This window comes from Halosimplex salinum, from assembly GCF_003730195.1.
Classification (GTDB): Archaea; Halobacteriota; Halobacteria; order Halobacteriales; family Haloarculaceae; genus Halosimplex; species Halosimplex salinum.
This window is the reverse complement of record NZ_QWGG01000006.1, coordinates 1-12,631: the sequence shown is the minus strand read 5'-3', so window position 1 is coordinate 12,631 and position 12,631 is coordinate 1. Positions and strand designations below refer to the sequence as shown.

General features: G+C 54.7%; 8 protein-coding genes. 4 read left to right on the top strand and 4 right to left on the bottom strand.

The genetic code is table 11. The annotated features are described in order from the left end of the window. Nucleotides 1-114: 114 nt before the first annotated feature. From D1409_RS15415 to D1409_RS15400, 4 genes are all read right to left on the bottom strand, one after another. Complete coding sequence (locus D1409_RS15415; RefSeq protein ID WP_123537885.1) at nucleotides 115-777, bottom strand: 3'-5' exonuclease family protein; 663 nt, start codon at nucleotides 775-777, stop codon at nucleotides 115-117. After that, entirely contained in the window at nucleotides 777-1,709 is a 933-nt protein-coding gene (locus D1409_RS15410; protein ID WP_123537884.1) for a hypothetical protein, read from the bottom strand. Before D1409_RS15410 ends, D1409_RS15415 begins: the two co-directional genes overlap by 1 nt. Then, on the bottom strand, nucleotides 1,706-2,563 hold the full coding sequence (locus D1409_RS15405; protein WP_206425087.1) for a hypothetical protein: 858 nt from the start codon (nucleotides 2,561-2,563) through the stop codon (nucleotides 1,706-1,708). The genes D1409_RS15410 and D1409_RS15405 overlap by 4 nt, the downstream gene beginning before the upstream one ends. A gap of 288 nt (nucleotides 2,564-2,851) precedes the next feature. Next, nucleotides 2,852-3,814, bottom strand: a complete 963-nt coding sequence (locus D1409_RS15400; RefSeq protein ID WP_123537883.1) for a hypothetical protein — start codon at nucleotides 3,812-3,814, stop codon at nucleotides 2,852-2,854. Between the two features lie 729 nt (nucleotides 3,815-4,543). Between D1409_RS15400 and D1409_RS15390 the strand changes: the two genes are divergently transcribed. The 4 genes from D1409_RS15390 (at nucleotide 4,544) to D1409_RS15375 (ending at nucleotide 12,518) form a co-directional block, all read left to right on the top strand. After that, nucleotides 4,544-4,780 carry a transcriptional regulator gene (locus tag D1409_RS15390; protein ID WP_123537881.1) on the top strand — a complete coding sequence of 79 codons (237 nt, stop codon included), beginning with the start codon at nucleotides 4,544-4,546 and terminating at the stop codon, nucleotides 4,778-4,780. Between the two features lie 18 nt (nucleotides 4,781-4,798). Next, complete coding sequence (locus tag D1409_RS15385; protein WP_123537880.1) at nucleotides 4,799-6,097, top strand: hypothetical protein; 1,299 nt, start codon at nucleotides 4,799-4,801, stop codon at nucleotides 6,095-6,097. A gap of 106 nt (nucleotides 6,098-6,203) precedes the next feature. After that, the gene (locus tag D1409_RS15380) at nucleotides 6,204-10,097 is read left to right on the top strand and encodes an Eco57I restriction-modification methylase domain-containing protein (protein ID WP_123537879.1); all 3,894 of its coding nucleotides are present in this window, start codon (nucleotides 6,204-6,206) and stop codon (nucleotides 10,095-10,097) included. A 6-nt stretch (nucleotides 10,098-10,103) separates the two neighbouring features. Continuing rightward, on the top strand, nucleotides 10,104-12,518 hold the full coding sequence (locus tag D1409_RS15375; RefSeq protein ID WP_206425086.1) for an SNF2-related protein: 2,415 nt from the start codon (nucleotides 10,104-10,106) through the stop codon (nucleotides 12,516-12,518). Nucleotides 12,519-12,631 lie beyond the last annotated feature (113 nt).

Sequence of the window (12,631 nt, the reverse complement as noted above, 5' to 3'; positions counted from 1 at the left end):
CAGCCCGTCGTACCCGCGTCGCCGCCGCGTACCGCTTACAGTGAATCCGGCGGCACCACCCAGTCACGAACCCACCTGCCGCGAACCCCACGCGGAACCCAGTCCACTTGCATCTCAGATCGACCTCGTCGGCGTCAGCGATTTTACCTTGAACTCGGATTTCGAACAGTACCGCTCCGCAACTCGGCCGAGCGCCCGTGTCCGCAGCACATCCGCCACGTTATGCAACATGAGCTCCGCAAACCGCCCGTCCTCGAACGCTGCCACGGCCTCGGCACTATCGTCGAACGGGTCGAGATCACCGTACGACCCGCCGCACAACACGTCGTACGCCGTCACGAGCCCACCCTGCTCGGCCCCATCAACAGTCGTGTTAAACCGGTCCGTGACGAGCGGCATCACGTCTGCGTACGGCACGTCCACGAACGGCCACGCCAAATCACGCTGCGCGTACCTCGTTCGAAGGAACGGTACGTCGAACCCGCCATTCCACCTCTCTCCATTGTACGCGACGAGCAGCATGTCATCACGGATCCGCTCCGCAACGAACTCAGACACTGCGACCAGCAACTCACGTTCAGACGCGTGTGTAGACACGTTCACCAGCGTCTCCGACACCGCAGAGTCAACACGCGACTCAACTCCCGGCGTGTCCCGCCCGTCGGTCTGCAGGAACACGCGAACACCCATCGGAACCGCAAACCCGACCGTCGTCACGACATCGACCGCGTCGAACCCAGTCGTCTCGATGTCGAACGCCACTTGCTCCAACACCATCACACACCACCTCCGTCCGAAGCGGCGGCCGCACGCTCCGGCACCCGGTCCGCGCCACTCGGGCGCAGCCGAAACTCCCCGAACCCGAACTTCGAGTGTGTTCCGACCCGCGTCACACCGTTCTTCGCCGTCCGAACCGCGTCATCCCCGACGTACTCGACGACTTGCCCGTGGTCAACCGTCTCCACAGCGTACGACTCGTCACCGCTCACGAGGCGTGTCTCCCGGCGACGCAACCCGCCAGACGGCACGCCCCACCACCACGGCACCGACTGCGAATCCGCGTTCGGAGCCTCACTCACCAACACGAACGGCGTCACAAGCTCCAACTGCAACTCGTCAGCCCCTCGCACCCCAGCGTAATCCAACGCATCGAGATCTACGAGTTGTGTCTCCACCACGGACACCTCCCCGAACCCGTAATTCCGCGCCCCACCAACACGAATCCCGTCCAGTACATCCTCCGCGACCGGTACGACACCGTCACGGCCGGCGTGCAAGTAGCAGTGCAGGAACCACGACACTGACCGGCGGTGATCCCGCATCTCTGCCGGCCGCCCGAACCAACACGAATCGTCGAACGCAACACGGACACCATGAGTTTGCAACGGGTGTACGTTATGCGCATCCCGCGGCCGTGAATCCAGCAGCCACCGCTGCGCCGCGTCCCGAAACACGAACAAGTCCTCGTACGACTCCACGTCCGGCAACGACAACCCGAGCTTCCCCGCATACCCATCCTGCGACGCGCCTGCCGGGTGCTCACCGTACTCACCCGGGAGAAACACGCCGTGACTCACATGCAGCGCCCCACGCGTCGCATCATCCACACGCGACGCAACCGCGTTGAACGCCGCGTTCCCCGACACGAAATACGGATTGCCGGAGTACGACGACTCCAACTCGAAGAGAACCTGTTGAATCCGCGTCATCGACCCTCACCTCCACCTCGACGGCCACGGCGACCATGCCCAGCGCACTGCGCCGGTGCGAACGCCGCGACGTAGTCCTCGATAAACTGTAGCGCCACCGACCACGAACGGATCCGCCGCAACTGCGAATCCAGCACGCGCCACCGACGTGACCCGGCCACGTCAAACGGGAGCACTGGGAGCCGCGCCCACGTGTCTGCGAACGACCGCGCCGGCACATCACCTAACCGCGCTGCCGGCCGATCCCCCGGCTCCCCAGTCACAGCCAACGATACCCCACCCGTCGAGAGTACTGTTCGATGCGGTGTTACAGACTCCGTGTCCGCAGCCCCAACTGCCAGGAATAGGTCGCCGAACTCGTGGCCGTTCCGGTAATTATCCAGCAGCACCGCCGCCAAGAGCGTGTGGTACTTCACCGACGTATACGGGTAGTACGGCGACTCATTGAACCCCGCCGGCAGCGTCGCCGACACCCACGTCGCGTGCAACTGCTCGGCGTCATCGGCCACGAGCAACTCGTCCAACGATTCACCCGACTCACTCGAAATGACCTCCCCAGTCAACAGCGACACGCGCCGCCACGACGCGTACGCATCCACCGTCTGCTCCGGATCACCGCGCGGCCGACTCAACAACGCCGCATCCCCGTCCGCCCCGTCCGGCACCGACTCATTCACCCGCACACCGTCAACCCAATCCACTGCATGGCTATGCGCCCGCGCCCGCAACTTATGCACATCATGCCGATACGCCGCCACCAACGGGTCCACGGCATCGGCGTCAGCGTCCACGTCCGAATCGGCGATCGCATCACACATCCCGATCACCCACCTGACCAGCGTCATCATCGTCATCGCCAGTCGATGTCTCCGTCTCTTGTTCCCGGGCTGTGCGGAGCCCCGTCGACGGCTCCATCAACTCATCGAGACCATCACTGTCGGAATTACCAGTCGCTGATGACCCGTCAGTCGCAGCACCCGCCTCTACACCGCCAGACGCAACAATTGACTCCTCCGATGCCGTCCGTTCTTGAGCGGTCCGCAGATCAGTCGCTGGCTCGGCTAGTTTGTCCAGCTCCGCACCGTCCTGATCCACATTCCCCGGATCATCATCACCAGCATCCCGGTCGTCACGCCCACCAGTCATGCCGAACCACCCGCTGACCCATCATCACCAGGGAAGGGCACATCACCATCACGCTGCGCAACCCGCGCCTGCAACGCCCTAACGAACTCCGGGCGGCACTCCGACCGCCACAATTCATCCTTCTCCTCCATCGCCGACGTCGTCGCCTGCGCCCGATTGAACACACGCCGCACCTCGGACTCAGAGTACAACGGATTGATCACCCACACGTCAGCAATCCCAGCGCCGAAATTCCGTGCACCGCCGACCTGGAACTCGAACTCATCGCTATGCGCGTCCAGGAACGACACGGCCTCCAACAGCAGGCCGACGAACTCCGGCTTCAACTCCCGAAGCGTCAACTTCCACGTCCCCTCGACGTTCCCGAGCACATCACGATCTGCCTGGCGGAGCGGCTGCCCACCGTCTTCCTCGTTCCGCGACCGAACCTGATTCGAGATTTGCCGGTAGTGCGCTTCCGCCTCCCCGTCCAAGACATCCACGTTCCTGCGGATCGGCGAGAACGTCACTGGCCGGCGCAGCAACTTCCCCGACTGGTTACCGAACCCGCCGAACAAGTCGTAGACGACGCACCCATCATCGTGTTCATCCAGACAGGTTCCCTTCTCGTGGTACCCGGACTCCAAGTCACGCTCGTACGTCTCCGCACGCATGTAGTCCGCATTCGGTTCACCAGGGTGGCACGCCGTTGCCCCTGCAATCTGGACGACTTCCTCACACCCGTGCCGCAGCCAGCCTGACAGGGTGAACGGGCTTATCTGTCCTTCAATCTGATTCATCGGATCATCCGACTCATACCGATCCGCTGACGCATGATGCCGATCCGTGACGATCCCATCACCCGGGGACAGCAGATCGATTTCCATCCCCACGTACACGTCCGGTAGCAACATTTCCTCCACCGACCGCGGCACATCCAACTCGACATCAAGATGCGAATCCACGAGGGGCGACGTCATCGCTGCTCACCCCACAACAACCCGCGAACCACGTCACCATCCGCCCCGTCGGCTCGACGACGCGCCTCACCAACAGACACCTCCACCGATGACTTAGCGGACTCCCGCTCCTTACCACCGGAGGCACCGTTCGACCCCGTGCTACCACCATCCGGAATCAGACGTAGTGACTTCGTCGCCGCCGTACTCACCCCAACCACTTCGGGCGCAAGCAACACCGGCCACGACGACTGCGTCGCCCCATCCGAACACCACCCAACACGCCCCTCAACAAGCAACTCCCGCACACCTAAAGTAAACACCTCAATCTGCGTATGACGACCATCACCACACACAACATGGCCGAGCTGGTACCGCACCGACCCCGCCGGCCGGAACACGTACACAACAACCCCATCACCTTCGTGGAGAGAAGAGCCGCACGATTGACACGTCGCGGCCCCTTCCCCGAGCGAAATTCTATCCAATTGATATATGTCTTCAATCAATCCGTTGTCGACAGCTTCTTGATTCGTAGGTTCTGATCTTTCCATGGGTTCGCTCACATTCGTTTGGGAACCCAGCCCGGGTGTCTCCAGCACCCAGGCACTTCTGACTGTGATAGTACCGCGAGGGGCCGGGCTCCACATCCATTATGAGGACTCCGATTGGTAAATACCTTTCGGAGAACTCATAATGGGCTCCAATATACCGTTAGGACTAATCATAGCGGCCGAGAATACGGAAGTAATGCCCGACCGCGACGAAGAAACTGGTCGATATACCGGCCAGTACTCTATAGAAGACTTTCTTAATGCCATCAGTAATGCGAATGGGATGGCAGGTACGGGCGAGATCGCGGATCAGGTCGGTTGCGCCCATGATACTGCATACAAACGACTCCAGAGAATGGAAGAGAAGGGGATAGTCTCCTCAAAAAAAGTTGGTAACACACTTTTATGGGCTGAAACTGACGGAAATGAGTAGTGGCCAATTCTGAAACAAATGACCGATTTAGAACGGAAGTACATTGAGAACGCTATTGACCTTACTTCGGGCAAAACCAGAGAAGATTTGCCGTTACGCGGCTCCGAAAGAGAACGTCATTTGGATGACCTCATTCAGTACTTTGCCAGCGAATTTCCGGCCGATGCCGAAGGTCTGCGCGTTTCAAGGGATGAATTAGAGAATCAGATCCGTGGCTTGTTGGATGAGTCGCAATCTCGAGGTGACCCAATTGAGGCTTTCGACGACGAGTTTCAACACCTACCAGATCGAATCAGAAGTATTCCGTTGAAAAATTACCAACTCGGTGTCCCTCTCAACCTTTCGCCCCAAATCCCATTTGACGAGATTGGATTCGGAAACTACCGATTTGAACTTATCACTAAGCAGGAATGGACAGAGAAGTTTGCTGATCCCGCACTCGCTAATCCAGAGTTCTCCGATCAATTCGAACAGGTTCCCAATTCCTTTGCGGACGATTACACCTACTGGGTGTTGGAATATGAAGCAAGAGATTCGGAACACGTTCTTGAAGTTGCCGAGCGGTACTTAGGGGTGATTTTGGGGCAGCTGATCTATTGTTTGTTCGATTGGAGTTACACGAATAGGTTTGATGAGGAGACCGTTTGGAACCGACCTTGGTCAGAGCTGAGATTTCCCTTTGTGTACATCCTTCGGGAAGGAGACGACTTCCACAGTGCCTTCTTTGACGATGATATCTCTCCCAGACACACCATACAAATGTACCGGGATAGGCAGGAGCGGTTGGAACTACGATATCAACAGATTCCCCAACTGAACAATCCAAATGAGGTTGAAGAAAAGCTCATTAATGCATTCAAGAACTTCCAGTCCGGTGCTACGGAGGCAGATACCCGGCAGGCCTTCTTAGACTACTGGCGTACGGTAGAGACACTGTGTAAATTCAATGAAGACGATAAGATGGAGGTGGTCGCCGAGCGTGCGAGGACGATCATTCCTCAGCAAGATTCATTGCTTCAGGAGAGATTCGACACCGTTGCAGACAAACGGAATTCGCTCGTTCACGAGAAAGTTGGCGTAACGATTACGCACCGGGACAATGAGTTTCTTCGGAGTGTAGTGTACAATCTAATTCCCTTTATGATCATCAACCGGAAATGGGACCCAGAACGAATCAATGACTGGTTGGATATGTCCTCCAAGCAAAGTTCGGAGCTGTCACACAAGCTTCGGTTATTAGGGGAAGATATTGAAGAAAAGAAGCGAGACGCAGAAATGTTGCAACGAATCCTCGACAGTAGAGAAAGAGGAGGATAACACAGATCCAGTCAGGGATACCGAGATTTAAGTTGTATGGGGAAGCAGGCTTTGGTATTCACGTTCGGTCCACCACACCGAACGACCCCCTCACCTTCAACAAATCATGACTGACGCACAACGACAGGAGATTCGACGACGACTGGACGAAGAGCTTTCACTTGATGCCTTCAAGCGTGACTACCGTTCGCAAGATGAAGCTGCTACACAGTTTTTCCAAGACCTATTTGTCCAAGTACTCAATTTTAGTGAAACGGTTTCCCCTCTTGGTGATGAAACGTGGCACCCCCTCCGAGTCCACGATTGGTCAGACTCCGCCCGGGCAACAGATGCTCGACTCTTTGCAGAGGCAGGAAACTTCCGCGTCATCTACGTCGAGTTAGAGAAAATGACTCGGACGGCGGAACGAAACGCTATCCAGAGTCTTACTCGATCCGATCAAACAAGCGGTTGGGCCATCGATGGTTCTTTTCTGACTGTGTTCCACGCGCCGGATGAAGACGTCTGGCACCTCGTCACTCCTTACGAGGAAGACACGGACGACATCACGACTGGTCGTCCCGTGCTGCGTCGGTACACGCTCGGTGAAGGCGAGACTCATCGTACCGTCGCCAAAGCGCTTTCCAGTATGGATGCCAGCAAAGGTCGGCTGGCGGAACGCATCGACGAGGCCTTCCGAGTTAAGCCGGTTACCAAGGATTTCTACGAGAAATACAAAGGCTCGTTCGACACACTCAGCAAGGAACTCCGCCGCAAGGGACTGGAAATCGAGGACGCCGACCGGTACGCACACACGACACTCAACCGGTTGATGTTCTTCTACTACCTCCAGAAGAAGGGCTGGATTGGTGACCGGAAAGACTTCGTCCGATGGTTCCACCAGCAGTACGAGGAGTCCGACGAGGAGGACGTGTTTCACGAGAAGTGGCTCTCGGCGCTGTTCTTCGAGGGTATGAACAGCTCGGAAGGCAGAGATATCGATGCTGACCTCCCTTCCGAAGTCGAGACGGCTATTGCTGAGCTCCCGTATATGAACGGTGGACTCTTCCAGCCGACTGAGGAGGACGAACGCGATACGTTCCTCTCTGACTCCGCACTAAAGTCGGTGATCGAAGAGTTCCTCGAACAGTACAACTTCACCGTCACCGAGGAGAGCCCCTACGACATCGACGTCGCCGTCGATCCGGCAATGCTCGGAAAGATCTACGAGTCTCTGATTGCCGAACAGGAACGCGGTGAAGCAGGTATCTTCTACACGCCTCGTGTCGAGGTCGATCTGATGTGCCGGATGGCACTGTACGAACAGTTCTGCGACCATGCTGAGGATCTCGATGCTGAAGGAAAACGGCAGATTGTAGAGTTCATCTTCAGCGAGCCACAGGACTGGGACGCGGATAGCGGAGAAACAGAGCAACTGGAGAACATCCTCCATGAACTGCGTATCGTTGACCCTGCCTGTGGTAGCGGTGCGTTCCTGGTGGGGATGAAGCAAGTGGTCACCGAACTTTACCGGAAGCTCGGTATGACCCCGGACTACCACCTCAAAGAGCAGATAATCAACGAGAACCTGTACGGCGTCGATATCAAGGACTGGGCAGTCCGGGTTGCTGAGTTCCGGCTTTGGCTTTCGCTCGTTGAGGGCGAGGAGCAACTCCCAGACCAGCGCCCAGTGTTGCCGAACTTTTCCTTCAAGCTCAAGGTTGGTGACAGCCTGATTCAGAAGCTTGATGGAGAGTTCGTTTCACTAGACACGCTCACACGCACGCTCGATGGCGACACTGGGGAACTCCTCACGGAGCTGAAAGAGCTGAAGCGCGAACACTTCGAAGGGGAGGCTGACCGGACACAGGAAATCGAAGAAAAGCAGGTAGAACTCCTTCAGAAGCACATTAACGACCTCATTGACAACCTTTCATCAAATCACTCCCAAGGAAGTCTCAATGAATGGGCAGGGGGTATCGAAGCTTCCGAAGTTAGTGGTAGCAAATTAGACGATGAGAAAACCAAAGAACGAATCGAAGAGTTGCAGGCGGTTCGTGCTGCCATCGATGAAGCCGGCAATTCAGGGTTCTTCATGTGGGATATCGACTTTTCCGATGTGATGGTCGATGGGGGATTTGACATAGTCATTGGAAACCCACCATACGTCCGCCAGGAAGACATCATTGACCAAGGAATCCATCCGGAACGACTTGATGAGATGGATAGTAGCGAGGTCAAGAAGTTAAAAAAACAATACAAAAGCGATCTCGTTGATTATGTGGAAGAGAGGTTCGATATCAAACCCTACAAAAGAAGTGACATCTATGTGTACTTTTATTTCAAAGGGATTGATCTACTACGCGAGAATGGTACACTTTCCTTCATCACTTCGAACTCCTGGATGGACATTGGCTACGGAAAACGCCTTCATGAGGGACTTCTTGATCTAACTGATTTATCATATATTATTGGAAATACGAGTATGAAGTCATTCGAAGACGCTGATGTGAATACGTACATTACGTTGGCAAATCGATCAAACGATGGTATCCTTGCAGGCGACGCCCGTTTTGTACGTCTTTCGTCTCAATTTCACCAATATGACTATGCTGACGACTTCCTACCCTTCCTAACAGATGATGGCGAATCCTGGAGTTCCATTCGACTTGATGACGAACAACTCTTAGTCAAAGAAGAAAACGACGTTCGTACGGTTTGTATTGATCACGCCAGTCTTTGGCGTTTAGGTGGAGGAGAGACACAAAATGCAGACCCTGATTCTGATGACGTTTTTTCGGAAGCAACTGGATTAACCCCGAATCAAGTCCCATCAAGTCCTGACTCCGGAAATGAGATACAGATACCAAGCGGCTCGTATAGCGACGGTGCTTGGGGCCGGTTCGTGGATGCACCCACCCTCTATTTTGAATTGTGGCGCGACCATCACGAGAAATTCGACGTATTAGGAGATATAACCGAGCCAACATATGGTCTCAAGAGTGGGACGAACAAATTCTTCTTCGTCCCCCGACCCGGGGATGAAAATACCACTTTCAAAAGCGAATATGAAAACGATACGGGGAAGCTCAAATTAAAACACAAGGAAACAGGACGTGAATTCCAAATTGAACCTAAATTCTGGATGCGGCCAATTGATGAAGTCCCAGACGCATACCATGACCAGTTTGAGTGCCGATATGAAATTGATGGCGAGGAACACATCCCCGACCTAATACTTGTCCGGAATCGAGAGATTACAACTAGTCCGATTGAACCCAATCATCTCAACCATGTGCATATTACCATCGATGTTCCACGTAATGAAGTCTCTAAGTTTGATGCGGGAGACTACGTTGAATTCGGAGAGGAACCACGCTGGGGTCGAAGTAACGATATCAGACTGCCTGACCGTAGTTCACTTAGTGGACGGTCTCCTGAATGGTACTCTCAACCCAAAATCAACGACGCCTATATCATACTAACGAATACATTCAACGCACAGCTTCAATTTCACTATAACCCCTGCCGATTTACCGTGTCTAATCGGTTTTACTACCTCCCCAGCGCTGAGGAAGTCCGACCAGGATATCTCGCAGGGTATCTAAACTCCTCATTTGGATGGTTCATGGAAGAAGTAACTGGCCGATCTTGGACCAATACCCTTCTATTTGACAAGCCAGAGTATCTCATTCTGCCTGTGCTTCTTGCGGATGATGAGACCCAATCTGCTATTGAAGATGCGGTTGAAGAACTCCTTGATGAAGAGGTTGGAAATGTCTTTGAAGAACTTGGGTCTTATAACCCAGATGACTTTTCTCTCGATAGTGTGAAGACGGAGAGGAAAACGTTGGATCAAATCTTCTTCGACGTACTTGATTTCGATGAGGAACAGAAACATCAGCTTTATAAAACCATCATCTCGATGGTTCGAGACCGTCTCATGCGTCAACCCGACGAGAACCCTTCACTCTGCGAAACCATCGCTGAGCATAATCCACAGTACGATTACTCACGGTGACCGCCAATGAGTGAAGAGAACAATATTGGGATCATTGACAACCGACGCTATTCGCATCTCGACGAGGTCCTAAAGTCAGGACTCGAAACAGATGGCGTTGATCGAATTCGAATCGCCGTCGGGTACCTCTACATGAGCGGCTTGAAGCGACTCCGACCCGAACTTGATGAATTTCTTGACAATGGTGGCTCACTCCAAGTTCTAATGGGTAATCCCGATCAGCAAGGGCTAGACGAACTTATCGAGGCACACCAGAATCTCCGTCTTACTGGCACGAAATTCAAGCAGTCACAGAACGTCAAGTGGAGTGAGCGGCCTGAGATCCGAGCGGATACTGCAAACAACTACTCAAGCCAACTGCTCTACGAAGACCCAACTGCTGAGAATCAGGCGTTCTTCACGAAGCTGATTGACTGGCTCGAACAGGGTCGTATTCAGCCGAAGCTCTACCTTCAGGAGCGGTTCCACGCGAAGGCGTACCTCTTTGAGAAAGACGAAGGAGACATTTTTACACCCAAGGATGTCGGCGTCGTCGGGTCGTCCAACCTCAGCCTCAGCGGCCTCCACAGCAATACGGAACTCAACGCACCGGTCTACAACGAGAAAGTCACCCAACTGAAGGAGTGGTTTGATGACTTGTGGGACGACGCCGTCGAATTCGATGCCGATCTTCTGGACGCGTTTGAAGATTCGTGGGTTTCGAACAACCCCGGGCACGTCTCAACGGACGATGAACCACCGGCACTTCCGGGTGAATCGCTTCCAGACGGCACGGTAGAAACACTCCGAAATGTCAGTTCTGGAACTGGGCTCCCTGCACCATACCTAGTGTACGCGAAGATCCTCTACGAACTCTACAAGGAGACGTTGGAGACCGCCGAGGACTATCTCCAGTCGTTCGACGTGTACGAGGATCTCTATGAGTTCCAGCAGTGGGCAGTGAATCGAGGTATTCGCATCGCCAACAAGTACGACGGGGTGCTTGTCTCCGACGTCGTCGGGATGGGGAAAACGTTCGTCGGCCTCGGCCTCCTCGAACACTTCCATGCGCGGAATCGGCTCCGCGGGAACAAGGGGAAGATGTTGATCATCTCGCCGAAGCATCTCCAGCCGATGTGGGAGCGGATGGTCAACAAACGGTACAACTTCAACGCGGAGGTGATCAGCCTCGGGATGGTCTCAAAAGAGGATTTCCACGAAACGCTCCTAGAAGAACACGACGACGCGTCAGTGTGTCTCGTCGACGAGGCCCACCACTTCCGGAATGACGATACGCACCGGTACGACAATCTACAGTCGTTCCTGCCGACGGTCAATCAGACGATCCTCCTGACTGCGACGCCGTACACGAAGAGTGCGTGGGACGTGTACAATCAGATCAAGCTGTTCCACATCGAAGACCTCACGCAGATTCCGATTACGCCGCCGAACCTCTATGACTTCACCCAAATGGCAGAGAACGACGAGACTGACCTCTCGAACCTTCTAAGCCACGTGATGGTGCGGCGGACTCGCCAAGACATAATCGACCAGTACGGTGAAGAGGATGAGGATGGTCAAGTGTACCTCCAGATGGGTGGGGAACGTCGGTACCTCCCGGATCGGCACCTACAGACGGTTGATTACAATCTGCACGAGACATACTCAACAGCTGACGGCGTCAATGATTCTCTGTACGATGCGATCGTGGAGACGTTAGAGGACCTCACGTTCGCTCGGTATTCCCTGGGTCAAGAAGAGTACCTGAAGACGGGATACGCGAATCAGGATCCCTATCAGAACCTTTCCTCAATGGGAAGGAGCATTCGTGGGTTGATGAAGTCCAACCTTCTGAAGCGGTTGGAAAGTAGTGTACATGCCTTCTACACGTCCCTCAACCGGATGCTTCGGAGTTACCGGATGTTCCGGAATCTCCTTGACGAAGGAACGGTGGCTGTCGGGAGCGACGTATCCGAGCTCATCAACAGTGGAGAGCAGATCGACTACGTCTTGGAGGAAATCGACGCGATGGTTGAGGAAGGAGAGTACGCGGCGTACCAAACGGAGGCTTTCCATCTTGACGACTTGAAGCGTGATCTTGAGACTGACATTCAGCTCCTCTCTGATCTCCAAGCCACGTTGGAACCGTTCCATCAGGAAATTCAGGACGACTACGCGATGGATGACAAGGTCGAACAGCTCCGGGGACTCCTTGGAAATCTCCGAGTAGGCACCCATGATATACTTCAGCGTGGTGATCGGGCTGAGAAGCTGATCGTGTTTACGCAGTTCACAGACACGGTGAAGTATCTGGAAGCGGCTTTTGAGCAGTTCCAAAATCGTGGATTGCTCTCTGGTGATGTCCGGTTTGCTAGTGCCACCAGTGATACCTCGAACGTGGAGAAGATCATTCAGCGCTTTGCCCCCGAGAGCGTGTCATAGAAAGCCTCCCAAGGGAGGCCGCAGGGTTTGGAAACTGTGTCCACCAGCTCCAACGCCCTGCAAGACGTAGCTTCGGTTAACGACTTCTTGAATGCGGCGGCTACTGAGACAGT

Coding starts and splice junctions, on each gene's coding strand:
- D1409_RS15385 (WP_123537880.1), top strand. CDS start 4,799: ATGACCGATTTAGAACGGAAGTACATTGAGAACGCTATTGACCTTACT.
- D1409_RS15380 (WP_123537879.1), top strand. CDS start 6,204: ATGACTGACGCACAACGACAGGAGATTCGACGACGACTGGACGAAGAG.
- D1409_RS15390 (WP_123537881.1), top strand. CDS start 4,544: ATGCCCGACCGCGACGAAGAAACTGGTCGATATACCGGCCAGTACTCT.
- D1409_RS15375 (WP_206425086.1), top strand. CDS start 10,104: ATGAGTGAAGAGAACAATATTGGGATCATTGACAACCGACGCTATTCG.
- D1409_RS15410 (WP_123537884.1), bottom strand. CDS start 1,709: ATGACGCGGATTCAACAGGTTCTCTTCGAGTTGGAGTCGTCGTACTCC.
- D1409_RS15415 (WP_123537885.1), bottom strand. CDS start 777: ATGGTGTTGGAGCAAGTGGCGTTCGACATCGAGACGACTGGGTTCGAC.
- D1409_RS15405 (WP_206425087.1), bottom strand. CDS start 2,563: ATGACGATGATGACGCTGGTCAGGTGGGTGATCGGGATGTGTGATGCG.
- D1409_RS15400 (WP_123537883.1), bottom strand. CDS start 3,814: ATGACGTCGCCCCTCGTGGATTCGCATCTTGATGTCGAGTTGGATGTG.